The sequence below is a fragment of the Modicisalibacter ilicicola DSM 19980 genome (assembly GCF_900128925.1).
Classification (GTDB): domain Bacteria; phylum Pseudomonadota; class Gammaproteobacteria; order Pseudomonadales; family Halomonadaceae; genus Modicisalibacter; species Modicisalibacter ilicicola.
Map to the genome: position 1 here is coordinate 1 of NZ_FQUJ01000025.1, position 23,057 is coordinate 23,057.

General features: G+C 64.3%; 22 protein-coding genes and 2 pseudogenes. 4 read left to right on the plus strand and 20 right to left on the minus strand.

Annotated elements, in window-relative coordinates; all coding sequences use genetic code 11:
- From BUA41_RS17955 to BUA41_RS17965, 3 genes and pseudogenes are all read right to left on the minus strand, one after another.
- Positions 1-230: pseudogene (locus BUA41_RS17955) on the minus strand (IS256 family transposase); the annotation flags it as partial.
- Positions 231-719: 489 nt separating this feature from the next.
- Positions 720-1,907 (minus strand): phospholipase D-like domain-containing protein, encoded by a 1,188-nt coding sequence (locus tag BUA41_RS17960; RefSeq protein WP_084671819.1) that lies wholly within the window; start codon positions 1,905-1,907, stop codon positions 720-722.
- 321 nt (positions 1,908-2,228) lie between these two features.
- The gene (locus BUA41_RS17965; protein ID WP_072825499.1) at positions 2,229-2,435 is read right to left on the minus strand and encodes a heavy-metal-associated domain-containing protein; all 207 of its coding nucleotides are present in this window, start codon (positions 2,433-2,435) and stop codon (positions 2,229-2,231) included.
- Positions 2,436-2,896: 461 nt separating this feature from the next.
- Here BUA41_RS17965 and BUA41_RS19340 point away from each other — a divergent pair, with 461 nt between their 5' ends.
- The 4 genes from BUA41_RS19340 to hflC all read left to right on the plus strand — a co-directional run bounded on the left by BUA41_RS19340 (position 2,897) and on the right by hflC (position 6,478).
- Positions 2,897-3,049: a hypothetical protein gene (locus BUA41_RS19340; protein ID WP_175547008.1), complete on the plus strand. Its 153-nt coding sequence runs from the start codon at positions 2,897-2,899 to the stop codon at positions 3,047-3,049.
- 249 nt (positions 3,050-3,298) lie between these two features.
- Entirely contained in the window at positions 3,299-4,372 is a 1,074-nt protein-coding gene (locus BUA41_RS17970) for an AI-2E family transporter (RefSeq protein WP_072825501.1), read from the plus strand.
- A gap of 127 nt (positions 4,373-4,499) precedes the next feature.
- Positions 4,500-5,540, plus strand: a complete 1,041-nt coding sequence (hflK, locus tag BUA41_RS17975; protein WP_072825503.1) for an FtsH protease activity modulator HflK — start codon at positions 4,500-4,502, stop codon at positions 5,538-5,540.
- Positions 5,537-6,478, plus strand: coding sequence for a protease modulator HflC (gene hflC, locus BUA41_RS17980; RefSeq protein WP_072825504.1), 942 nt, complete (start codon positions 5,537-5,539; stop codon positions 6,476-6,478). Before hflK ends, hflC begins: the two co-directional genes overlap by 4 nt.
- A gap of 101 nt (positions 6,479-6,579) precedes the next feature.
- On the opposite strand, the gene BUA41_RS17985 is transcribed toward hflC, so the two are convergent.
- The 17 genes and pseudogenes from BUA41_RS17985 to BUA41_RS19405 form a co-directional block, all read right to left on the minus strand.
- Positions 6,580-7,683, minus strand: coding sequence for an ABC transporter permease (locus BUA41_RS17985; RefSeq protein WP_072825506.1), 1,104 nt, complete (start codon positions 7,681-7,683; stop codon positions 6,580-6,582).
- A gap of 3 nt (positions 7,684-7,686) precedes the next feature.
- Complete coding sequence (locus BUA41_RS17990; RefSeq protein ID WP_072825508.1) at positions 7,687-8,832, minus strand: ABC transporter permease; 1,146 nt, start codon at positions 8,830-8,832, stop codon at positions 7,687-7,689.
- Complete coding sequence (locus BUA41_RS17995; protein ID WP_072825510.1) at positions 8,829-10,559, minus strand: ATP-binding cassette domain-containing protein; 1,731 nt, start codon at positions 10,557-10,559, stop codon at positions 8,829-8,831. Before BUA41_RS17995 ends, BUA41_RS17990 begins: the two co-directional genes overlap by 4 nt.
- Positions 10,556-11,578, minus strand: a complete 1,023-nt coding sequence (locus BUA41_RS18000; RefSeq protein ID WP_072825512.1) for an HlyD family secretion protein — start codon at positions 11,576-11,578, stop codon at positions 10,556-10,558. Before BUA41_RS18000 ends, BUA41_RS17995 begins: the two co-directional genes overlap by 4 nt.
- Positions 11,579-11,653: 75 nt before the next feature.
- Positions 11,654-12,124: a class I SAM-dependent methyltransferase gene (locus BUA41_RS19635; RefSeq protein WP_281247863.1), complete on the minus strand. Its 471-nt coding sequence runs from the start codon at positions 12,122-12,124 to the stop codon at positions 11,654-11,656.
- Between the two features lie 58 nt (positions 12,125-12,182).
- Positions 12,183-12,884: pseudogene (locus BUA41_RS19785) on the minus strand (SAM-dependent methyltransferase); the annotation flags it as partial.
- 37 nt (positions 12,885-12,921) lie between these two features.
- The gene (gene fabI, locus BUA41_RS18010; protein ID WP_072825514.1) at positions 12,922-13,704 is read right to left on the minus strand and encodes an enoyl-ACP reductase FabI; all 783 of its coding nucleotides are present in this window, start codon (positions 13,702-13,704) and stop codon (positions 12,922-12,924) included.
- A 17-nt stretch (positions 13,705-13,721) separates the two neighbouring features.
- Entirely contained in the window at positions 13,722-14,921 is a 1,200-nt protein-coding gene (locus BUA41_RS18015) for an NAD(P)/FAD-dependent oxidoreductase (protein ID WP_175547009.1), read from the minus strand.
- A gap of 19 nt (positions 14,922-14,940) precedes the next feature.
- Positions 14,941-15,141, minus strand: coding sequence for a YHS domain-containing protein (locus BUA41_RS18020; RefSeq protein ID WP_023004654.1), 201 nt, complete (start codon positions 15,139-15,141; stop codon positions 14,941-14,943).
- A 52-nt stretch (positions 15,142-15,193) separates the two neighbouring features.
- Positions 15,194-15,976 carry an SDR family oxidoreductase gene (locus tag BUA41_RS18025; protein ID WP_072825518.1) on the minus strand — a complete coding sequence of 261 codons (783 nt, stop codon included), beginning with the start codon at positions 15,974-15,976 and terminating at the stop codon, positions 15,194-15,196.
- Positions 15,977-16,049: 73 nt separating this feature from the next.
- Complete coding sequence (locus BUA41_RS18030; protein WP_023004656.1) at positions 16,050-17,081, minus strand: zinc-dependent alcohol dehydrogenase family protein; 1,032 nt, start codon at positions 17,079-17,081, stop codon at positions 16,050-16,052.
- A gap of 69 nt (positions 17,082-17,150) precedes the next feature.
- On the minus strand, positions 17,151-18,338 hold the full coding sequence (locus BUA41_RS18035; RefSeq protein ID WP_072825520.1) for a thiolase family protein: 1,188 nt from the start codon (positions 18,336-18,338) through the stop codon (positions 17,151-17,153).
- 102 nt (positions 18,339-18,440) lie between these two features.
- Positions 18,441-20,222 carry a PHA/PHB synthase family protein gene (locus BUA41_RS18040; protein ID WP_084671823.1) on the minus strand — a complete coding sequence of 594 codons (1,782 nt, stop codon included), beginning with the start codon at positions 20,220-20,222 and terminating at the stop codon, positions 18,441-18,443.
- Entirely contained in the window at positions 20,222-21,244 is a 1,023-nt protein-coding gene (locus BUA41_RS18045) for a bifunctional enoyl-CoA hydratase/phosphate acetyltransferase (protein WP_072825522.1), read from the minus strand. The genes BUA41_RS18040 and BUA41_RS18045 overlap by 1 nt, the downstream gene beginning before the upstream one ends.
- Positions 21,241-22,443, minus strand: coding sequence for an acetate/propionate family kinase (locus BUA41_RS18050; RefSeq protein ID WP_227370332.1), 1,203 nt, complete (start codon positions 22,441-22,443; stop codon positions 21,241-21,243). Before BUA41_RS18050 ends, BUA41_RS18045 begins: the two co-directional genes overlap by 4 nt.
- A gap of 48 nt (positions 22,444-22,491) precedes the next feature.
- Positions 22,492-22,827, minus strand: coding sequence for a hypothetical protein (locus BUA41_RS18055; protein WP_035557720.1), 336 nt, complete (start codon positions 22,825-22,827; stop codon positions 22,492-22,494).
- A gap of 39 nt (positions 22,828-22,866) precedes the next feature.
- The coding region (locus BUA41_RS19405) for a hypothetical protein (protein WP_217652844.1) at positions 22,867-23,057 on the minus strand (191 nt) is incomplete at its 5' end.

Genomic DNA, 23,057 nt, shown 5'->3' on the forward strand with positions numbered 1-23,057 from the left:
ACGTCGCCGATGCCGGTCTGTACCGTGCGCTCGGGAAGATAGCCGTTGCGCACCACGGCGCGGCGGCCGTCTTCCAGCGTCTTATCGGCGTATTGCTCGAGGAAGGTGCTCAACTCCGCCTCCACGGCCTTGGCGATCAGGTCTCGGGCCCCTTTGCGCAACAGCTCATGCAACGGATCGGTAACGCCGGCGTCTGGCTGCGTCACGGCTTGGAGAGTAGAATTGGTCATGGCGTATCCATCCTATGCTGGTTGTGATCTGGCGTGATCAATCAGCAGGATACGCCACCCTCTCTTCTTCCCTCCATACACAAGACATGAGCTTAACTCATTGCCCTGTCCTCCCAATACATTGCTACTGCCTTTACTAAAAAAGTGTGGGTCGGGTAGACCGGGCGATTACTCGACCCGACCTTTTTATCTACGATGATCGTTTCGGTGGCGAGTCTCCCATTCGCCGCGCGAGCGGCGAATGTTGAAACGCTTCCCGACGCAACTGTTTCCGAGGGACAGGAGGTCCAGCAATGCTAGAGCGACCTCCTGGCGTTCGAGGCCGAATTGGCCCGCGCCGGTTTCGGAGTGTTGGCGCCCGGCGGTTATGCTGGGGGTTACGCCGGCTACGACGGGATGGACTACGGCCTGATCGGCACACCACGCCAGCAAATGTTGGCGCTACGCGACGCGGCTGGGGTCTATGTGCTCACAAGCTGGCGATGCCGCTTACAGCAGCAGTCGCGCTGTCCGGCCGATCGCTTCGAGGCCGCGTGCGCCCCAGCCGCGACGGCGCCAGACGGAAAGGGTGATTTCCTCTGACTCTGCAAGGTCCTCTATGTATTGGGCCTGCAGTTGCTCGGTCAGGGTTCGATCGCGTGCGATCAGCACGAGTTCCTGGTTGACGAACAAGCTCAGGTAATCGAGGTTTGCGGAGCCGACGACCGCCCAGGTTGCGTCGATGACCAAGGTCTTGGCGTGCAATTGACGTGGTAAATACTCATAAATCCGCACTCCTGCGGCCAGTAGCGGCGCATAGGATGCTTTCGTTGCCCAGCTCGCAACCAGCGGATCACCCTTGCGGGGCACCAACAGCCGCACGTCCACACCGCGGGCCGCAGCGGCCTGCAGTGCCTGGTCGACCATGATTCCCGGTCCAAAATAAGGCGACGTCAGGTAGATGTGAGTCTGGGCCTTCGCGATCAGTCCGGCATGCAGACAGGCAAGACGGTGTTGGCAGTGACGCGAGTAGCTCGCCACCAGCAACGCCTCCATGTTTTTGGGGTCTTTGGGAATGGCGCTTGCCGGGAGCTGGTGTGCATCGTGCCAGAGCCGGTCGAAATGTCCAATGGCAAGCGTTGCGAGCGGGCCGGAAACGCGCACGTGGGTGTCACGTTGACGCCTCGCTCCGTGCAGTCGGCGCGAGTTCAGGCGGCGAATATTGAAGCCGCCCAGGAATACTTCCCGGCCGTCCACGACCAGCAGCTTGCGGTGGTTACGCTGGAGGTATTGCAGCGGGTGTCGGGTGCGAAACGGCCTAAACCACCGGAACTGAACCCCGCTGCCTTCGAGTTCGCGCTGAAGGTTGTGGAAGCTCCGCTGGCCAGCACCGAACGCGTCAAGATGCAGCCGCACGTCAAGTCCGCCGCGTGCTTTGGCCGCGAGTGCGGTCACGAAGCGCGCTCCGACCTCATCGGCCGCAAATATATATGATTCCATGCGGATATCGCGTCTAGCGTTTTCAATCGCTGCAATCATTGCATCGTAGAGAGTATCACCTTCTACGAAAAGTTGGATTGTGCCCCGGCCCTCCCGAAGTTCTGGAACGCAAGTGGCGGCGTCGACTTGCGTACTTAGCGGCATGCCGCTAAGTACAGACCCACCCGGTTTTTCGCTGGCAAGACTCATAGCCCACATCTAGCATTCCCGGGCCTCGCCTGCAACTTCAGCAGCGCGGACGTGCAGGAGGTTCATCAAGCCGCGACAGTTCGGTATTTGCGGCCAAGGCTGCATTCGCCACAAGGCGACAGGGCAAATACGAGGAGTTCCACCGGGCACCAATGGGTCTGCAAGAACGCGCCGATGATGCGTCATTTGTGATTGGCGATGTCCTTGTTCCGGGGCTTGTCGAACAGGAGCAACTGGAGGCACTTGTCGAAAATGTCCGGGACTGCGAACGGTCTCGTCCATCAGATGACGTGTTGAGATGGTGTCGGGTCGCCGACGCCATTTTCTGTGTCAGGTCGATGCCGGAGTTTTCACATCATAACCGGCATCGCGGATTGCTTCGGACAAGGCCCGTTCGCTCAGAAAACTTTCCACTTCTACATTGTGCGTCCCGAGATCACACGAAACCTTGGCGGTCGGATCGATCGCCTTGATCGCCTTCTCGATTGCAGCGGTACAGTGCCCGCAGCTCATCTTCGGAACGTTCAATCTGATCATAACTATCTCCTTCGAATTTCAATTGGGGGTGAGGCCTTCCAGCATGGGAAGGTCAAAGGCAGGATGGCAAATATTGCGACCCTATTAACCTTCCAGCAAGTGGAAGCCTTATCTGGGAATTGAATAGTTCAGGAGCCGTCGTCGTCCATGCCCCACAAACAAGCGACCTCGGTACCGCGTGCGCTGGGCTCCGTCCAGAAAGCAACCCGCTCACCACCCAGCCGGGACTCTATCATCGCCCGCCGCAAGGGCGCAAACATCACAACACGCGGGGCTGGGTCTCCCAAGACGGTGGCAGCCGGCAAATTGCCCGGCGACAGAAGGCACCTTGGGTGCTGGTCAGCAACCTATCGGATCGCGCCAGGCGGGCAGAGATGGTGGTGAAGATCTACCGCCAGCGCATGTAGATCGAGGAAGGGTTCCGCGATGTCAAAAGCCCCCTGTTCGGGCTGGGCTTCGGCATGCTCCGGTCTCGGCAAGGCAAGCGCATCGAGATCCTGCTGCTGATTACCATGCTGGCCAATGTGGTCGTGATGGTGGTCGGCCTGGATGTCCGGGCCCCGTGCCCATTCGACGCAGCCATCGCCCAGCACATGACAATACTCGCCGAATAACACCAAGGCCACCTAGACCGTCAGCGTCTCGTCGGTGGACGCGATGATCTTGAAGGGCAGCACAGTTTGTGAAACTATCGGATCAAACCTCGTTGCTCGTTGGCGATGAGGTGAGCGGTAAGGCTTCGCATTCTTTTACCTTACTCATCTCACGAGTTTTTTCTATATCCTGGCTGACACAATCGCGGGATTAGGGGTGCTGGTTGTAGGCGAGCCGCCGGTGAGCTCCGTGATAAATGAGGGGGGCGTATGCGTGATGCTGCTGCCAACGTGGATCCCGGACGTCAGACCATAGTCATTCTGTTGACAGTGATCACGGTTATTTTGGTGGGATGGGCGCTCAAGGCGACTTATGTGGTCACCATGCCACTGACGCTGGCGTTTTTCGTCACGCTCATCCTACGGCCGCTGCAGGGCCGGCTTGATGCTTGGTTACCGCGGCCGTTGCGCTGGCTGAGCGTTGTGGTGTGCATGAGCGTTTTGCTTGCCGTGCTCGGTGTGCTGGTGGCGAGCGTGTGGTTCAGTCTGAGCATGATACTGGCCAAGGCGCCGACTTATGCCGCGGCCGCCCAGCAACTCTGGGCGCAGTTACAAGCGCTCGCCGAGCGCCACGCGATGCACGCCGACATCCTCACCGAGCCACTTCGCAATCTGTATGGGCCGGCGCTGGGTTTGATGACATCAGGATTTGGCTATTTGTGGCTATTGATGGCCATGTTGCTGCTGGTGTTCTTTCTGGTGCTGCTGATGCTGATCGAGGCCGGTGAATGGCGGAAAACAATGACCGCCGGCCTCAGTGAAACCCGCATGCAGACCATCCTGGCAACGATTGCCACCGCGTCCGAGCAGGTGCGCCGGTTTCTCGTGGTCAAAACCCTGATCGGCGCGATCACCGGAGCGATCAGCGGCCTGTGGCTGTGGCTGCTCGGGGTGGATTTCGCACTGTTGTGGGGGATCGTTATTTTTCTGCTCAATTACATCCCCTATATCGGCTCCACCATCGCCGTGATCCCGGCGACAGTCATTGCCTTGCTGCAGTTCGGGCCCGGGTGGGCGCTGGTGACGATCGCCGGATTGATCGTCATCCAGCAATTGCTGGGCAATGTTGTCGACCCCCGCTTGACAGGCCGTAGTCTGGCCATCTCACCACTGGTGGTGCTTGTTTCCATCGTTTTCTGGGGCTGGGTCTGGGGCTTGGCTGGCATGCTGATCGGAGTGCTGCTCACCGCCACGATCGTGATTGTTTTTGACCATATCCCCGCGTTGCGGCCATTCGCCACCCTGCTCAGCCGCAGTGCACCGGATCCCCGGCCAACGGACTAACCCGGATGCGTCCTGGCGTCTTCGCAAGAGATGGTTTTGAAATCCATCGCACTGAATCCCGTCTGCCGACTGTTCCGGCCGGGCGGAAACCGTTAGGCTGGTATGATCGGCTTCAACGGAGCAAGACATGATTCAATCCGCAGGTTCAAACGGTCGCGGCCGGCAAGGTCCGCCGGACCTGGCCGAGTTGTTCAACAAGGTCATCACCGGCCGGCCTTTGGGCAAGGGCATCATCGGCGTCGCCATACTGGTGCTGGTGATCTGGGGCGCGTTCAGCGCGTTCTATACCGTCCAGCCCGAGGAACGGGCCGTGGTCAAGCGTTTCGGCGCGGTCGTCGGCATCACCGACCCGGGCCTGCACTTCAAGATCCCGTTCGGCATCGATCAGGTGCAGCGCGTGGCCACCGAGCGGGTGCTCAAGCAGGAATTCGGTTTCCGCACCCAGGACACTCGCGCCGGCGGCAGTACCACCTACAGCAGTCAGCAACTCGAGGACGAGTCGCTGATGCTTACCGGCGACCTGAACATGATCGACGTCGAATGGGTGGTCCAGTACCGCATCGACGACCCGATCGAGTTCCTGTACGAAATGCGCGAGTCGACCCGCACGCTGCGCGATATCTCCGAATCCGTGATGCGCCGCATCGTCGGCAACATGCTCGGCTCCGAGGTGCTCACGGTCGGGCGCGTCGAAATCCAGCAGAAGGCGGGCGGCGAGATCCAGGAGATCATGGACGGTTACAACGCTGGCATCCGGATCAACACCGTGGAGATGCAGGACGTGGTGCCGCCGCCGGCCGTGCAGCCGGCGTTCAACGAGGTCAACGAGGCCCGCCAGGAGCGCGAACGCACGATCAACGAGGCGCAGAAGCGCGTCAATCAGGAAATTCCCAACGCCGAGGGTGCGGCCCTGCGCGCCGTCGCCGAGGCCGAGGGCTATGCCACCGAGCGCGTCAACCGGGCGCTGGGCGAAAGCACGCGCTTCTCCGCAGTGCTCACCGAGTACCTGCAGGCCCCCGAGGTGACCCGTTCCAGGCTGTACCTGGAAACCATCAACGAGGTGCTGCCCAACATCGGCCAGGTGCTGGTCGTCCAGGACGGCCAGGTGAGCCCGCTGCCGCTACTTGATGTCAACCGCCGCGCCCGCAACGCTGGAGATGACGAATGAAATCGATACTCATCGCAATCGTCGCGGTCGTGCTGATCGCAGCCGGAAACTTCGTGTTCTATACCGTCGACGAGGCCGAGCAGGCCATCATCGTCCAGTTCGGCGAGCCCATCGGCGACGTGATCAGCGAGCCCGGGCTCAAGGTCAAGCTGCCCTGGCAGCAGGTCCGTTACTTCGACAAGCGCCTGCTGGTCTGGGACGGTGAGGTCACCCAGATTCCGACGCGTGGCCGCGAGTTCATCCTGGTCGATACCACGGCGCGCTGGCGGATCACCGATCCGCTGCTGTTTTTGACCAGCGTGCGCGACGAAGCCGGTGCACGCACCCGGCTCGACGACATCATCGACTCGGTGGTGCGCGACATGGTCTCGTCGACCGAGCTCGAGGAAATCGTGCGCTCCAAGGACTGGGCCGTGGATGTCGACGCACTCGACGACCCCGCACTGGCCGAACGCGCCGACGTGAACCTGGAGAAGCAGCCCAAGCTGGGACGCGAACGGCTGGAGCAGGAAATTCTCGCCCGCGCCCAGGATTCCATGCCGCGGCTGGGCATCGAGCTCGACGACGTGCGCATCAAGCGGGTCAACTACATCGACTCGGTGCGCAAGCAGGTCGAAAGCCGGATGATCGCCGAGCGTCAGTCGATCGCCGAGCGATTCCGCTCCGAAGGCATGGGCCGCAGCCAGGAAATCCTGGGCAACATGGAGCGCGATCTTCAGCGCATTCGCTCCGAGGCGGCTCGCAAAGCCGAGGAAATCCGCGGCAACGCCGACGCCGAGGCCACCGGTATCTACGGCGAGGCGTTTGGTGCCGATCCCGAGTTTTACTCGTTCTTCCGCACGCTGGAAAGCTACCGGGCGTTGGGGCAGAACAGCACCATCATGCTGAGCGCCGATTCGGACTTCTTCCGCTACCTGGAGGAATCCCAGGCACCGTAAACCTGGTGCCTTCCCATAGGCTTCGATGTCGATCTTGAACACGCGCTTGAGGCAACCTGTCGGACTTGACCGCTCGTTGCGAGGGAAAGTCCGACAGGCTGCTAGGTGGTGCGTCGCCGGAACAGCCAGGTCCCGGCCGAGAGCGTGGTGGTCGCGATCAGCGCCATCGGCCAGATATGACGGAGGATGACCTCCGCCGGCACGGCCCTCAAGAATACGCCCTTGCAGATGGCGATGAAGTGGGTGATCGGGTTGATGGTGCTGAGCCACTGCAGCCAGTCGGGCATATTTTCCACCGGGGTCGCGTAGCCGGACAGCAGTACGGCCGGCACCAGGTAGAGCAGCAGTCCGATGACAGCCTGCTGCTGGGTCGAGGCGAGTGATGAGATGAACAGCCCGATGCCGATGATGGCGGCGAGATACACGGTCATACCGGCAAACAGCCCGATCAGCGAGCCCCTCAGCGGCACGTCGAGCACGACCCAACCGAGTGCGAGCATGGCGCTGGCACTGGTGAGGGCGATGAGCAGCGCCGGTACCGTCTTGCCGACGAGGATCTCGACCGGCTGGAGCGGCGAGACCAGCAGCTGCTCAAAGGTGCCGAGTTCCCGTTCGCGGGCGACGGCCAGCGCCGAGACCATGAAGCCGACCATTGCGGTCAGGACCGCGAAAAGGGCGGGGACGGCCGACCACAGCGGTTCGGCATTAGGGTTGAACCAGGCCCGCGTGATCACCCTCGTCGGCGGGCGCGCGCCGCCTTTGCTCAGTGTTTCGTTGAAACGCGCGACGATGCGCGTGGCATAGCCCAGCAGGATCTGCGCCGCGTTGGTGCGCCGACCGTCGAGCAGCAGTTGAACCTCGGCGCGCTCCCCGGCGGCGATCCGACGCGAGAAGTCCGGCCCGAGGTGGAGGACCATGATCACGTCCTGGGACTCGATTGCCGGCGCGATCTCGGCCACGCCCGTCAGATAGTGAATGCGTTCGAAAGTCTCGGCCCCTTCGAAGCGGCTGACGAGTTCGCGGGCTTCCCGCCCCAAGTCCTGATTGAGAACCGCCATGGAGACGTTCGTGACTTCCTGGGTGATGGCGAAAGCGTAGATCAGCAGCAGAAATGGCGGCGAGAACAGCACCACCCAGCGCGTCTGCCGGTCGCGGACGCTGGCCAGCAGCTCCTTTGTGATCAGTGCCAGGATGCGTCGCCACATGACCTATTCCAGCCGTCTGCGCGTGGTGATAGCGGTCAGGGTAAAAAAGCCGGCGGCGATTGCCGCGAGCCCCAGCAGGTCGGGCAGGATCACACTCCAGATGTCACCGGCGAGGAACAGTGTCTGCAGCGTCGAAACGAAGTAGCGGGCCGGCACCGCGTAGCTGATGAGCTGCAGGGCCCAGGGCATGCTATCGATCTCGAACACGAAGTTCGAGAAGTAGAAGGCCGGCAGAAAAGCCGACAGAATGGAGACCTGCGCCGCGACGAGCTGGTTGCGGGTCACCGTCGAGATCAAGAGCCCCTGACCCAGGGCGGCCAACAGGAAGACTGCCGAGACCAGCGTGAGCAGCGCGAAGGAGCCGCGAAAGGGTACGCCGAACAGGAGCACGGCAGTGGCGACCGACAGCGCCATCGAGCCCATGCCGAGCAGGAAATAGGGCACCAGCTTACCGACCAGGAGCTCGGGAATTTCGATGGGGGTGGCGAGCAGCGCCTCCATGGTGCCGCGCTCCCACTCACGGGCGATCACGAGCGCCGTCAACAACGCACCGATCATGGTGAGAATGATGGCGATAGAACCGGGTACCAGGTAGTGGCGGCTCGAGGCCTCCGGGTTGAACCAAACCTGCGGCTGGAGCTCGACGGCCATGGGCAGCAGGGGCTGGGCCCGACTAACCGACTCCTGCTCGAGCCAGTTCGCCCACAGCAGCCCTAAGTAATTGCCCACCAGATCGGCGGTGTTGGGGTCGCTGCCATCGACGATGACCTGAATCGGTGCGCTCTCGCCGCGATACGCCTGCTCGGCGAAGTCGGCCGGCAGCACGACGATACCGTGGATGTCGCCAGCGACGAGAGCCGCCTCGAAGGTGCGGCGATCGCGCGCGGTTTCAATTCTGAAATAGGGTGACTGGGAGAGCGCTGCGGTGAAGCTGCCGCTCTCGGGGGTCGGCTGTTCGACCACCAACCCGACCGTGAAGAAGCGCGGGTCGAAGGTGACGCCGTAACCAAACAGGAACAGCAGAATCAGCGGTAGCACGACGGCCACCAGGATGCTGCTGGGATCGCGCCAGGCCTGGCGGGTCTCCTTGCGCACAATGCCGAGAACCCGGCGAAGCTTCTGTTTGCCTGCTGAGACGTCCGCGTTCATGCCAGACTCTCGCGGTCATCGGCTTCAACCAGGGCGATGAAGGCATCCTCGAGGGTCGGATCGGATCGGCCTGCACCGCGAGCCCGCTCCTTCAGATCATCCGGCGCGCCGGTGGCGATGATGCGACCGCGATAGACCAGCGCCGTGCGATCGCAATACTCCGCCTCGTCAAGGAAGTGCGTGGTCACCATAACGGTGACACCGTTCGCCACCATGGCATTAATGTGTGACCAGAATTCGCGCCGGGTTCGGGGGTCGACGCCGGAGGTGGGCTCGTCGAGAAACAGCACGTCGGGGTCATGCATCACCGCGCAGGCAAGCGCCAGCCGCTGCTTGAAGCCCAGCGGCAGGGTGCTGGCGTCGACATCGAGATGGGGGCCGAGGGCGAAGGTCTCGACCATGCGTTTCAGGGCGTCGCGGCGCCGGCGGCCGCCGAGTCCGTAGACGCCGGCGAAGAATTCCAGATTCTGTCGTACGCTCAGATCGCCGTAGAGCGAGAACTTCTGCGCCATGTAGCCGAGCCGTGCCCGCGCCTCGCTCGGAGCCTTGGCGAGATCGAGCCCGACGACACGGGCCGTCCCGGACGTCGGCCGCAACAGCCCGCACAGCATCTTGAAGATCGTCGACTTGCCGGCGCCGTTGGGCCCGATCAACCCGAAGATCTCGCCCCGCTTGACCCGGAAATGGATCCCGTCGGCGGCGGTAAAGGTGCCAAAACGGCGGGTGAGATCCTGGGCCTCGACGACGCTGTCGATAGGATGTTCCCGGGATGCATAGGCGTCCGCAAACGGCGATCGACCCCGCGGGCCGCCGCCGAGCAGGTCCATGAAGGCGTCCTCGAAGCGCGGGGGCACCGCTGCTATCACCGCCTCGGGCCCGGCGCCGATGTCGCCCGGCGCTGGCGCAACGCCGCCCTTGCCGACCACCAGCCGGACGCTGCGTCCCTGGATGACGCCGTCGATCACGGCGGGCCGTTCCAAAGCGCGAGCCAGCACGGCGCGGCGCTCGCCACTTATGTTTCGAACCTGGAAGGTTCGTCCCTCAAGGCTTCGGGTCAGTGCCTGGGGCGGCCCCTGGTACAGCGCTTTGCCTTCACTCAACAGCAGCACCGAGGCGCAGCGTTCGGCTTCGTCGAGATAGGCGGTGCTCCAGACCACACCAATGTCTTGATCAACAAGTTCGTAGACCAGGCGCCAGAGCTCGCGCCGCGAGAGGGGATCGACCCCGACGCTCGGTTCGTCGAGCAGCAGCAACCGGGGCCGCTTGATCAGCGCGCAGGCGAGGCCGAGCTTCTGCTTCATGCCGCCGGAGAGCGCTCCGGCGAGTCGTCCGGTGAAGGACTCGAGCCCAGTGAACGACAGCAGCCGCGCGAAGGCTTCATCCCGTTCAGTCCCGATTACCGAGCGCAAGTCGGCGTAGAGTTCGAGATTTTCGATCACCGACATATCCTCGTAGAGGCCGAAACGCTGGGGCATGTAGGCGACGACGCGGTGCAGGGGAGCGGCGTGTGTCTTCGGATCGAAGCCACAAACGCGGAGGGTGCCATCATCAATCAGAAGTAGGCCGGCGATGAGGCGCAGGAGCGTGGTCTTGCCGGCGCCGTCGGGCCCGACCAGACCAGTGACCTGGCCGGACTTGATTTGAGCGGTCAGCGCCTCGACGGCGGGTGTTCCATTTTCAAGGAAGCGTTTTGTGACCCCATCGATCCGGACAAGAGTTTCGGTCATGATTCAGCCTCCTGATTTGGTTGCAGGATCACCGTCACCGGCATGCCCTGCCTGAGGCCGTCGTCCGGATCCTCGACGATCACCCGCAGCCGATAGACGAGGCTGGTTCTGAGCTCGCGGGTCTCCACGGTCTTGGGTGTGAATTCGGCGCGCGGCGAGATGAAGCCGACCTGCCCTCGATAGACCCCGCCGGAGTCGGTGCGGATCTCGGCCGGCATGCCTGGACGGACGTGGCCAAGTTCGGGTTCGCTCACATAGGTGCGGACCCAGACCGACGAGGTCAAGGTCAGGGTGTAGATCGTCTCACCCGGCGCCACGATGGCGCCGGGCTCGCGCACGCGCGTGAGGATGACCCCGTCATTGGGTGCGATCAGGGTTGCATCGGTAAGGCGTCGCTGCGCAAGGCTGAGTGCGGCCAGATCGGCATTGAGCTGGGCGCGGGCCTGGTCGATGTCTTCCCGGCGCGGCCCGGCCTCCGCCAGCTCCAGGGTTTTCATGGTGGCACGCAGCTGGGCCCGGGCTTCGTCGAGGCGCGCCTGCGCTTCGTCATGGATCTGATGCGAGGCGACGTTGCGTGCCGCCAGCGCCTGTTGGCGGTCTAGGGTGGCTTGGGCGAGGCGCAGCGCCGCCCGACGCTGCGCGACCAGGGCGCGCACCTGGTCGATCTCCGCCGACCGCGTGCCGGCTTCCAGCGCGGCGAGTGCGGCCGCTTGGCGCTCGACCCGTGCCTGGGCCAGGCGGACCTCGTCGTCGAAGTCATCCCGCTCGAGGGACGCGACGACCTGTCCCGCCGCGACGGCGTCGCCCTCCTCCTGGGTGAGCGCGGCTATCCGCCCCGGGACCTTGAACGCCAGATTGACCTGTCGCACGTCGACATTGCCCAGCAGCTCCAGGCGATCGTGGTCCTCGTGCAAATCGCCCTCATATTTCCAGTCGAGATATTTCCAGCCGAGGCCGGCGGCGCCGGCGAGCACGAGGAGGGCCGACGCGGCGACGATGATACGTTTCACGGCTTGCATAGGAGCGGCCTCCCTATTATTCGGAGCCCGTTGAGCTCGGTGCCAACGGGGACGCCATCTTTCGACCCGGTCCGCTCACACAATTTCGTTGTTGGCGCGGTTTTCCAGGGCACGCTCCCAATCCGCGATGTAGTTCCGGTGCGGGGGAACGGCGTCCCGCTGGCGTGCGAGCTGGATCTGGAAGACCATTATCGGTCCGTTGCGAAAGGCCATCTCGCACATGTTCAGGTAGAATTCCCACATGCGACAGAAGCGTTCGTCGTAGAATGCACGCACCTGCTCGCGGTTGGCCGCGAAGCGTCGCGCCCACTCCCGCAGCGTCTCCGCATAGTCGAGGCGCAGCACCTCGATGTCCGTTACCCACAGGCCGGCCTTTTCCACCGCGGCCAGCACCTCCGAGAGCGCGGGGCAATAGCCGCCCGGGAAGATGTACTTGCGCAGCCAGGGATTGGTTTGCCCCGGCGGCTCCATGCGCCCGATGGCATGGATCAGGGCGACGCCGTCGGGCTTGAGCAGGCCCTTCAGGGTGCGGAAGAACCCCCCCATAGTGCGACACCCCGACGTGCTCGAACATGCCGACCGAGACGATCCGGTCGTAGACCTCGCGCTCCGCTCGGTAGTCGAGCAGCTCGAAGCGCGCACGCTCGGCCAGCCCGGAGCGCACCGCCCGCTGCTGGGCGACCTTCAACTGCTCCTCGGAGAGGGTGATCCCCTTGACACGGGCCCCGGCGCTCTCGGCGATATGCAGGGCGAGGCCGCCCCAGCCCGAGCCGATATCGAGCACGCGCATGTCCGGCTGCAACAACAGCTTGGCGGCGATATGGCGCTTCTTTTTCTCCTGCGCCTGCTCGAGGCTCTCGTTGCCGTCCGGGAAATAGGCGCAGGAATACTGGCGATCCCGGTCGAGGAATAGATCGAACAGCTCGGCCGAGAGATCGTAATGATGGGCGACATTCGCGCGCGAGCGGCCGAGCGGATTGTACTGCTGCAGATAACGCAGGGGCCGGCCGAGCCGCCGCCGCACCCGCTGAATCGGATGGCTATCGAGAGCCTCGCCGTTGGCGGTGCAGAGCTCGAGCAAGTCGCGCAGGCTCCCCTCCTCCACGGTCAAGGTCCCGTCCATGTAGGCCTCGCCCAGATACAGATCGGGGTTCATGATCAGTTTGCGATAGAGCGCCCGGTGGTGGAGCCGCACCGTGACCGCGGGCGCGCCACCCGGCCCGAAACGCTGCCGCCGCCCGGACGGCGTTATCACCGTGAGCTCTCCGACCCGAACGATGCGGCTGAGAAATGCCGACAACATCATGGAAGCCTCCTTGCTAGTTGCAGTGAAATGTCATGACTCAGTGAAATACCATGCCGGCGGCATGAAAGCCGGCGTCGACGTAGAGCACCTCGCCGGTGATCGCCGTGGTGTAGTCGCTGGCCAACACCAGCGCGGTGCGACCGACCTCGTCGGCCTCCACGGTGCGGCGCAGCGGCGCCCGCTTCGCGGACTCGTTGAGCAGTTCGTCGAAATGCTCGATACCGGAGGCCGCCCGGGTCTTGACCGTACCGGCGGAGAGCGCGTTGACGCGGATGTTGCGGGGGCCCAGTTCGTGGGCCAGGTAGCGCACCGAGGCCTCCAGCGCGGCCTTGACGGGCCCCATGACGTTGTAGTGATCGACGACCTTCTCGGCACCGACGTAGCTCAGCGTCATGAGGCTGCCGCCCCGGTCCATCAACGGCTCGGCCAACTGGGCCATGCGGATCAGCGAGTGGCAGGACACCAGCATCGACTCCGCGAAGCCCTCCGCCGAGCAGTCCGTGAGGCGTCCGTGCAGCTCCTCCTTGCGGGCCCAGGCGATGGCGTGCATGAGGAAGTCCAGCCGCCCCCAGCGCTGGCGGATCGCCTCGATCACCGCCTCCAGCTGCCCCGGCACCGTCACGTCGCAGGGCAGCAAGAGCCCGGCATCCACCTCCCGGGCCAGCGGCTCGACATGGGGACGGGCCTTGTCGTTGAGATAGGTAAGCGCCAACTCCGCGCCGGCATGGCGAAAATGCCGGGCGGCCGACCAGGCCAGGCTATGTTCGTTGGCGATGCCCACGACCAAGCCCTTGCGTCCTTTCATGTCAATGGTTTCCATGTTTGTTTTCTATCTCCCTAGAATTCCAGCGGCCGAGGATCCTGCCGCGACGCGGCGGCCCCCGAGTTGATATGACGCCCGCACAGGCAACGCAGGCAGGTGCAGGCGTTGTCGCAGCAGTCCGGATCGTGCTGGGGTATGCGTCCGTGGCGTCGCGCGAATGGGTACAGGACCCGGCCCAACAGGCTCGGGCGGTATAGCTTGGCGAGCATCGGGCGCGCATCTCCCGCCGCCAGCCGGCGAAACATGGCCCGTCGTCCTCGGTCACCGACCTTCGCGTACAGCAGTCGGTTGCCGATGCCCTGGCGGATGGCCGGCAGCAGCGAGCGTCGCCACAGCGAGTCGTAATCGCTACCCTCCAGCAGGCTGCGCGCGGCCAGGACGCCCGAGCGCAGGGCATAACGCATGCCGAAGCCCGCCAGTGCATCCTGAAAGCCCGCATGCTCGCCCACCAGCAGGCGTCCCTCGTGCTCGCCCCGGCAGGGCGGTCCATAGTTGCCGACCCCACCGAAAGGACGCGCGGCGCGCATGTCCAGCCCGGCATGCTCAATAAAGAAGGCGATCGTGCGCGCCAGGAACGCGTCGCTATGGGTGAACTCCCGGAACAGACAGGTGGCGACGGTACCCTGGCCATTCCGCACCAGCAGGTAGGCGTAGCCGCCCGGCGCCAGGCGGTCGCTGAAGCAGGCCCACTGGCCGTCCGGCATGGTGGTCTCGAACAGGTAGCCCACCGCCATGACGTTGGCGAGCACCGGCCCCGTGGCCACGACGGCGGGGCCGGAAGTACTCTTGATGGGAGAGGACAGCCTTACCTCCACGCCGCTGGCCTGGGCCTGTTCGAACAGCGCGTGATCCAGCGTATCCGTTCCCGACCCACGCCGCACCAGGTAGTACAACGGCTTGTCCGAGCGAACCTCGTGGCGACCGCCCCAGCCATCGAAGGCCGTGACCCGAGAGATGGCATGATGCTCGAAGCTGGGCCGGATTCCCGCACTCGTGAGCTCATCGAGTACATCGATGCCGTCGCTCCAGCTCTCGAGCCCCTGGAAGTCGCCGTGGAAGCGGGCGCCAACGCGGCCGCGGCGCTCGTGCACGATCACGCGCTGCCCGTCGCGCGCCAGAACGATGGCGCAGGCCAGCCCGGCGGGGCCCGCGCCGATCACGGTCACGGGCTCCCGGTGCGTGGGATCGGCGCAGACGGTCGGGGCCTGGATCACGGCTGAAGGGCCTCGACGTTCACCCACGTCTCGACCCATGCTGGCGGTGCGTACGAACATAGCGCGCGGGATCCGCGTCGAACTGTTCGCGGCAGGCCGTCGCACAGAAGTAATAGTGTTTACCGTGATAGTCGGACTCCGCGGCGGCGGTCTTGTAGCTGACCTGCATGCCGCAAACCGGATCCACGAAAGACTTTTGCTCCACGCGTTCGCGTTTCATTGCTGTTCACTCCTTTATAAGTCAGAACCACGCCTTCTTGCTGCGCCCCCGTCTACAAACGCAGCCCGCCATCCAACGCCAGGATGCGGCCATTGAAGTAGTCGTTTTCGAAGATGAACTGCGCCGCGTGCGCGACCTCTTCAGGATCGCCGAGCCGTCCCAGCGGGATCTGGGCCCGCAGCTTGTCGAGGATCTTGTCGGGCATTGCCTCGACCATGGCCGTGCGGAAGAATCCTGGAGCGATGGCGGCGACACGGATGTTGTGGCGGGCGAGCTCCTTGGCCCAGGTGACGGTCATCGCATCCACCCCCGACTTTGCCGCCGAGTAGTTGGTCTGCCCGATATTGCCCGCACGGCTGATACTCGAAATGTTAAGGATCAGCCCAGGGAATTGGCGGGCGGTGTCATCCGCTCGGGCCTCGATCATGCGCGCCGTCGCCTCTCGGGCGCACAGAAAGACGCCACGCATATCGATATGCGAGACCGCGTCCCAGTCCGCCAATGACATCTTTTTGACGACCTGGCCGTCCTTGGCCTTGACCAGCAGGCCATCCTGGGTAATGCCGGCGTTGTTGATCACCCCATCCAGTGTGCCGAAATCATTCGCCAACGCCTGGAAACACGCTTCCACCTGGGTTTCCTCGGTGATATCCACGGGATAGTACCGACTGCGCGCTCCTGCTTGCCCACAAGCGGCGTGGGTCTGCCGCAGGCCCTCCTCATCCCTGTCCAGCAGGGCGGGCTGTGCACCGCATTGTGCGAGGTGTACCGCCATGGCTCGACCAAGCCCCTGGGCGGCGCCGGTGATCGCGATCGTCTTGCCTTTCAACTCCATGCTTGTGCTCCTTATTCGCATGATCGATATTCAGCGGCCTCGAAGTGACCGTCATTTCCGATGAGGGTGAGCATCACTCGGCGGTCAGCAGCATCTTGATGGCCTGCTCCTTCGCCGCTTCGCTGAAGATATCGTAGGCCTTCTCGATGTCGTCGAGCTTGAAGCGGTGGGTCACCAAACCCGCGGGCTCGACGCCACCGGCCTCGACGATGCGCATCAGCACCGGAGTCGTGTTGGTGTTCACTAGGCCGGTACGCACCGTGACATTCTTGATCCACAGATCCTGTAGGCGGAACTCGACGCTCTTGCCGTGTACGCCGATGTTGGCGATATGCCCCCCCGGGCGGACGATGCGCTGGCAGATGTCGAAGGTTTCGGGAATGCCTACCGCTTCCATGGCCACGTCCACGCCTTCGCCATTGGTCAGCTCGTCGATGGCATCGATCGGCTCCCGGGCGATGGTGTCGGTGGCGCCCAATTGCTTCGCCATGGCCAGGCGGTTCTCGTCCGGGTCGACCATGATGATCCGCGCCGGGGAGTAGAAGCGGGAGGTCATCAGCGCTGCCAGGCCGATGGGGCCGGCGCCGACGATGGCCACCGTGTCGCCGAGCCCCACCTCGCCGTTCAGGGCGCCGATCTCATGACCGGTAGGCAGAATGTCGCTGAGCATTACCGCCGCGGCGCGGTCCATGTCCTTGGGTAAACGGTGCAGGCTGTTGTCCGCGTGCGGGATACGCACGTACTCGGCCTGGGTGCCGTCGATCAGGTGACCGAGGATCCAGCCGCCGTCGCGGCAGTGGGCATAGAGACCCCGCTTGCAATAGTCGCAGCGGCCACACGAGGTGATGCAGGAAATCAGCACCTCATCGCCGACCTGAATATGGCTCACGCCGTCGCCGACCTCCTCGACGACGCCGACGCCCTCGTGGCCGAGGATACGACCATCCTCCACGGCGGGTACGTCGCCCTTGAGGATGTGCAGGTCGGTGCCGCAGATGGTGGTATGGGTAATGCGCACCACCGCATCCGTGGGCTTGGTGATGCCTGGGCGCGGTTTGTCCTCCCAGCGACGCTGGCCAGGACCATGATAGACGAGTGCTTTCATGATGTTGCCTCCTTGAGTGGCGCGGCTCGGCACTTTCATAGCGAGCCGCGCGTACGGGTTGATTCGCGGTTACGCTAGGCGCTCCAGCGCCAGCGCCACCCCCTGGCCGCCACCGATGCACAAGGTGACCACGCCGCGGCGCACGTCATCTCGGACCATGGCGTGCAACAGCCGGGTGGTCAGCACCGCACCGGTGGCGCCGATGGGATGGCCGTGGGCGATCGCGCCGCCTTCCACGTTGACGATGTCCTCGGCTAGCCCGAGCTCCCGGGTCAGAGCAAGGGCGATGGCCGCGAAGGCCTCGTTGATCTCGATGCGCTCGATATCACCCATGCTCCAGCCGGCACGTGCCAGTGCCTGTTGCACCGCCGGCACCGGGCCAAGGCCAAAGTAGCCGGGCTCGACGGCGCCGATACCGTAGCTCACTAGCCGCGCCATGGGCTCGAGGTCATGGCGTTCCGCCCAGGCGCGATCAGCGACGATCATCGCCGCCGCGCCCGTGTTCAGCCCCGGGGCGTTGCCGGCGGTGATGGTGCCGTCCTTGCGGAAGGCCGGCCTGAGTTTGCCGAGGCCCTCGGCGGTGGCGTCCGGACGATTGTGCTCGTCACGTTCGAAGGCCACCGTGCCCTTGCGGGATTTGATTTCGAGCGGCACGATCTCGACGTCGAAGCGTCCTGCCGCCTGCGCCTCGCTGAAGCGCTGCTGGCTGCGCGCCGCCCAGCGGTCCTGATCCTCGCGGCTGATGCCGAAGCGGCTGACCAGATCCTCGGTGTGCCACCCCGAGTGCTGATCGGAGAAGGCATCATTGAGCCCGTCGCGCAGCATGCTGTCGTAGATTTCGGCATTGCCCATGCGATGGCCCCAGCGTCCGGCGAGATCCAGGTAGGGCGCGAGGTCCATATTCTCCATTCCGCCGGCGATGGCACAGTCGAGATGCCCGAGCATCACCTCCTGGGCGGCGCTGGCCACGGCTTGGGCGCCGGAGCCGCAGACCCGGTTGACCGTCATCGCCGGCACCGACACCGGCAAGCCGGCATGGATCGCGGCCTGGCGCGCCGGGTTCATCTTGGCGCCGGCCTGGACCACCTGACCCAGCACCACGCTCTGCACGTCCTCGGGGGCCAAGCCCGAGCGGCGCAGGCTCTCGGCGATGGCGGTAGCACCGAGCTCGGGTGCCGGCATGCCCTTGAGTGTGCCACCGTAGGTGCCGATGGCCGTGCGCACCGGGGCGCAGAGAACGACGTTGGATTCCTTCATGGTTGCTTACCTCGCTGACTATGGCTTTGGCCGCGCCCTTCGGCACGGCTGCTCTGGGGGTCTTCGATTGCACCGACCCCCTTCCAGGCCCGTGGGACGGGCTCACTGCTCCAGGACATAACGCCCCGGGGCCTCATTCAGGGCCGGGTAGCCTGCCGTCGCGCCGGGCTCCCGGGCCGGGACGCGCTCGCCGCTGTGCGTCTCCAGCCAGCCCTGCCAGCAGGGCCACCAGGAGCCCTCGTGGTGCAGCGCCTCGGCCTGCCAGCCATCCGGGTCCACGAACGGCTCCCCCTGGTGGATGGTCGAGATCTGGTGAACGCGACGGGGGTGGTCGGGCGGGCTGACGATGCCCGCGTTGTGCCCGCCGCTGGAAAGCACGAAGGTCACCTCCGTCCGGGTCAGCCACTGGATCTTGTAGACCGAGCGCCAGGGGGCGACGTGATCCTTCCGAGTGCTGACGGCGAACACGGGGATACGGATATCGGTCAGGGACACGGGGCGGCCGTCGACGCTGTAACGCCCGCCGGCGAGATCGTTGTCGAGGAACAGCTTGCGCAGGTACTCGCTGTGCATACGCGCCGGCATCCGCGTGCCGTCGGCGTTCCAGGCCATCAGGTCGAATATCGGGGGGCGCTCGCCGGCCAGGTAGCTGCGCACCATCGCCGACCAGATCAGGTCCTTGGAACGCAGTAGCTGGAAGGCCCCGGCCATCTGCCGGGTGTCCAGATAGCCCTTCACGGCCATGATGTCCTCGAGAAGGCGCACCTGGTCCTCGTCGATGAACAGCATCAGCTCGCCGGCCTCGCTGAAGTCGGTCTGCGCGGCCAACAGCGTGAGGCTGGCGAGGCGCTCGTCCCCGTCCCGGCCCATGGCGGCGGCGGCGATCGACAGCAGGGTCCCGCCCAGGCAGTAGCCCACCCCATGGATACGCTGTGCCGGGTAGATGGCCGTCACCGCGTCCAGCGCCGCCATGACGCCTAGCCGGCGATAGTCGGCCATGCCCAGGTCCCGCTCGTCGCTACCCGGGTTCTTCCAGGAGACGACGAACACCGTGTGGCCCTTGCTCACCAGATACCGCACCAGGGAGTTCTCCGGGGAGAGGTCGAGGATGTAGTACTTCATGATCCAGGCCGGCACGATCAGTACCGGCTCGGCATGGACCTCCTGCGTGGCGGGGGCGTACTGGATCAGCTCGATGAGCCGGTTGCGGTAGACCACCTGGCCCGGCGTCACCGCCACCTCCTGGCCGACCCGATAGTCCTCCACCCCCGCCGGGCCTTGCCCCGCCAGCTGGCGTTGCCAGTCCTCCAGGAAGTTGGCGGCGCCTCGGACCAGGTTGGCGCCACCCTCGCGCAGCGTCTGCTCGATCAGCTCCGGATTGGTGGCGAGGTAGTTCGACGGCGAGAACACGTCGAGGCACTGCCGGGCGCCGAAGGTCACCATCGCCTCGTGATGGCGCGAGACCCCCGGCACGCCGGTGGTCGCCGCGTGGCACCACTGCTGCTGCAGCAGGAAGCCCTGGTAGAGGGCGTTGAAGGGCCACCGTTGCCAGGCGTCGCCACGAAAGCGCTTGTCCTGGGGCAGCGGCTCGATGCAGCGTTCGCACCCGGGGTCTTGGCAAGCTCGCTCGGAGTAGGCCCGGAAGCGCTGCCACTGGCGGGCCGCCTTTTTGGCAAGCCTGGCCTGCGTGTCCAGTGAGGCGGCGAGATGCTGTGCCCAGTCCCACCAGGCCTGCTGGACGGCGCTAGGTGACAGACCGCCGGAGAGCATGCCGATCATCGCGTTCAGCTGTTGGTCGACGGTCGCTTTTGATGCGGTCGTTGTCGACGCGTCGGTGGTATTCGCCTTGGTGGTGGCATCGTTCGTCTTGACGGTGGCGTCCATCAGCACACCTCCTTGGGGCAGCAGGCCGACTCGGGCTGCGGCGCGCAGTGGAAAGCGGATTCCGTCTCCGGTACGGTTGGGGCCGGCAGGCGGATGCCCGCCCGGTACATCAAGGCCGCGACCCCCAACCCCGCCAGGCGTGCCTTGGGCGGGTCGGCCCGAGAGCTCAGCACCACCGGCACCATCAGCCCCATGACCACGCCCGCCGCGGTGGCGCCGGAGTGGTACTCCAGGTTCTTCGCCAGGACGTTGCCGGAGACCAGGTCCGGCATCAGCAGGATGTCCGCCTGGCCCGCCACCGGGGAGTCGATACCTTTCTCCCGAGCCGCATGCTCGGAGACCGCGTTGTCGAAAGCCAGCGGGCCATCGACCTCGGCGCCGGTGATCTGTCCGCGCCGGGCCATCAGCGTCAGACAGGCGGCGTCCAGGGTGGAGGGGAGCGCCGGGTTGACGGTCTCTACCGCCGAGATCACCGCCGCCCGGGGCGTCTCGACGCCGACCATCTGCATCAGCGCGATGGCGTTCCGCAGGATCTGTGCCTTGGCGTTGAGGTCCGGCATGATATTCACCGCCGCATCGCTGATGGCGAGCAGGCGTGGGCAATTGGGTATGTCTACCAGAAAGGCGTGGCTGACGCGGCTACCGGGCTGACGCAGGCCGCGTTCACCATCGAGTAGGGCACGCATGAACGCATCGGTGTGGATGTGCCCCTTCATCAGCGCATCGGCATGGCCGCTGTGCACGAGTTCCACCCCACGGCGGGCGGCATCGGCCTCCGAGCCGGCCTCGATCACCGATGCCGGGTCGATGTCCCAGCCGAGTGCCGACGCAACCTCGGCGATCTCGGCCGAACGCCCGATCAGCAGGGGCTCGGCGATCCCGAGTCGCACCGCGTCGTGAAGCGTTTCCAGCACCGAGGCCTGGGCCGCGTTGACCACGGCGACCCGGATCGGGTCCCCGTCCCGGGCCTGTTGAACCAGGTCATCGAGCGTGGCAAGTCGTTGAACTGCTCTGTGAGTCATGTGTCCTCCCGTCTGTCGCCATACAAGCGCTGCACGTGCGTGGCGATCATCAGTTCTTCATCGGTGGTCACGGCTTCCACCTGGACCGAACCATCGGCGGCGGAGATCAGCGGCTCCGACTCGCGGTTGCGCTGCGGGTCCAGCGTGACGCCGAGGTACGCCAGGCCATCGCAGATCTGCATGCGGATGGCCGGCGCGTTCGCGCCGATGCCGCCGGTGAAGATCAGCCGGTCCAGTCCACCGAGCGCGGCGCTCAGGGCACCGATGAAGAGGCGGGCACGATGGCAGAAGAAGTCGATCGCCTGGGCGGCCTCCGGGATGTCATTACGGCGCGCTAAAAGTTCGCGCATATCGGCGCTGACGCCGGAGAGACCCAGCAAACCGGAGCGCCGGTAGAGCAGCGTCTGTAACGCCTGGGGATCGAGCCCCTGCTGCCCGGCTAGATACAGTAGGATGCCGGGATCCAGATCGCCGCTGCGGGTCCCCATGGGCATGCCGCCAAGGGCGCTGAACCCCATCGTCGTCTCGACGCTGTGCCCACCGCGAATGGCTGCCAGGGAAGCACCATTGCCCAGGTGAGCGACGATCAGACGTTCGTAAAGTGCCGCAGGGCCGTGGCGACGCACCAGGTTCTCGACGATGAATTCGTAGGAGAGCCCGTGAAAGCCATAGCGACGCACGCCCTGGGCCTCGTACTCGCGCGGCAGCCCGGTGTGTCGGGCGACCGCGGGTAGGCCATGATGGAACACCGTATCGAAGCAGGCGAGTTGGGGCACATCGGGGAAATGCGCACGCATGGCGGTGATGCCGGCCAGGTTGTGCGGCAGATGCAGCGGGGCCAGCGGGATCAGCGTTTCTAGGCGGCGTAGCAGCGCGTCGTCGACGCGCTGCGAACAGTCGCAGTCCGGCCCACCATGAACCACTCGATGGCCGATACCCACCAGGTGGAGTCCTTCGCCTTGCTGATGCAGGACCTCGCCGAGGTGGGCGATGGCCGCCGCATGATCCGCGAGCCGCACATCGCTATTTGCGAGTACTTGCCCCCGGGCTTCCATCACGCGAAGCCGTCCCTGCTCGGTACCGATGCCACTGGCCGCTCCCCACCACTGACGGTTGAGGCCATTAGCCAGACCAAACACGGCAAACTTCAGACTGGATGAGCCACAGTTGACCACCAGAATGGCTGGCATCGTCGACATTGACTGACCTCCTGATAAACGATTGCTCTGTCTTGGACGAGACAAGGATCAATGACAACTCCAGGGATCCTTGGCGGCATTGTCCTTGATGTTTTGGTCGACGAACCGGTAGTGATCTTCCTTGAAGCGGTTCCACCAGCCGTGGCTGATGTCGATCGAATGTCTTGTCAGAACCTCTTCGACGCATTCGATACAAATACGCGATGCATCGTAAGCCAGACGAAGCATTCGCTTATTTTCATCGAAAGCCACGCTGTCGAGTCCATAAAGCTGATCGATTTCCTGGAGCGCTATCTCGAGCTCTCGTTGGCTGCAGGGCTCGAGCTTCAGTTTCCGAGTAACTAGGTTGGCTTCGCTGACGCCAAGACGATGTTCCTGATGCATGGTAGGCCTCCCGACCTTTCGTGAATGAAGATCTTTCTCTCAATCGTTGCTTGTCTTTACCCATGCCATACCTGCCCAGGGCCCGGCATAGAGCGTTCCAAATGCCATCTCGAAAACGCTATCGCGAGTCGTGCCGGCCAGTTCCAGCGTCGAGGCGATTGAATCGCTCATCAACGTCTCCCATTGCCGATAGGGGCTGCTGCTATCGACCGGCGTCGGCATGGTCTCCG

Coding starts and splice junctions, on each gene's coding strand:
- BUA41_RS17960 (WP_084671819.1), bottom strand. CDS start 1,907: ATGTGGGCTATGAGTCTTGCCAGCGAAAAACCGGGTGGGTCTGTACTT.
- BUA41_RS17965 (WP_072825499.1), bottom strand. CDS start 2,435: ATGATCAGATTGAACGTTCCGAAGATGAGCTGCGGGCACTGTACCGCT.
- BUA41_RS19340 (WP_175547008.1), top strand. CDS start 2,897: ATGCTCCGGTCTCGGCAAGGCAAGCGCATCGAGATCCTGCTGCTGATT.
- BUA41_RS17970 (WP_072825501.1), top strand. CDS start 3,299: ATGCGTGATGCTGCTGCCAACGTGGATCCCGGACGTCAGACCATAGTC.
- hflK (WP_072825503.1), top strand. CDS start 4,500: ATGATTCAATCCGCAGGTTCAAACGGTCGCGGCCGGCAAGGTCCGCCG.
- hflC (WP_072825504.1), top strand. CDS start 5,537: ATGAAATCGATACTCATCGCAATCGTCGCGGTCGTGCTGATCGCAGCC.
- BUA41_RS17985 (WP_072825506.1), bottom strand. CDS start 7,683: ATGTGGCGACGCATCCTGGCACTGATCACAAAGGAGCTGCTGGCCAGC.
- BUA41_RS17990 (WP_072825508.1), bottom strand. CDS start 8,832: ATGAACGCGGACGTCTCAGCAGGCAAACAGAAGCTTCGCCGGGTTCTC.
- BUA41_RS17995 (WP_072825510.1), bottom strand. CDS start 10,559: ATGACCGAAACTCTTGTCCGGATCGATGGGGTCACAAAACGCTTCCTT.
- BUA41_RS18000 (WP_072825512.1), bottom strand. CDS start 11,578: ATGCAAGCCGTGAAACGTATCATCGTCGCCGCGTCGGCCCTCCTCGTG.
- BUA41_RS19635 (WP_281247863.1), bottom strand. CDS start 12,124: ATGGGGGGGTTCTTCCGCACCCTGAAGGGCCTGCTCAAGCCCGACGGC.
- fabI (WP_072825514.1), bottom strand. CDS start 13,704: ATGGAAACCATTGACATGAAAGGACGCAAGGGCTTGGTCGTGGGCATC.
- BUA41_RS18020 (WP_023004654.1), bottom strand. CDS start 15,141: ATGAAACGCGAACGCGTGGAGCAAAAGTCTTTCGTGGATCCGGTTTGC.
- BUA41_RS18025 (WP_072825518.1), bottom strand. CDS start 15,976: ATGGAGTTGAAAGGCAAGACGATCGCGATCACCGGCGCCGCCCAGGGG.
- BUA41_RS18030 (WP_023004656.1), bottom strand. CDS start 17,081: ATGAAAGCACTCGTCTATCATGGTCCTGGCCAGCGTCGCTGGGAGGAC.
- BUA41_RS18035 (WP_072825520.1), bottom strand. CDS start 18,338: ATGAAGGAATCCAACGTCGTTCTCTGCGCCCCGGTGCGCACGGCCATC.
- BUA41_RS18040 (WP_084671823.1), bottom strand. CDS start 20,222: ATGGACGCCACCGTCAAGACGAACGATGCCACCACCAAGGCGAATACC.
- BUA41_RS18045 (WP_072825522.1), bottom strand. CDS start 21,244: ATGACTCACAGAGCAGTTCAACGACTTGCCACGCTCGATGACCTGGTT.
- BUA41_RS18050 (WP_227370332.1), bottom strand. CDS start 22,443: ATGTCGACGATGCCAGCCATTCTGGTGGTCAACTGTGGCTCATCCAGT.
- BUA41_RS18055 (WP_035557720.1), bottom strand. CDS start 22,827: ATGCATCAGGAACATCGTCTTGGCGTCAGCGAAGCCAACCTAGTTACT.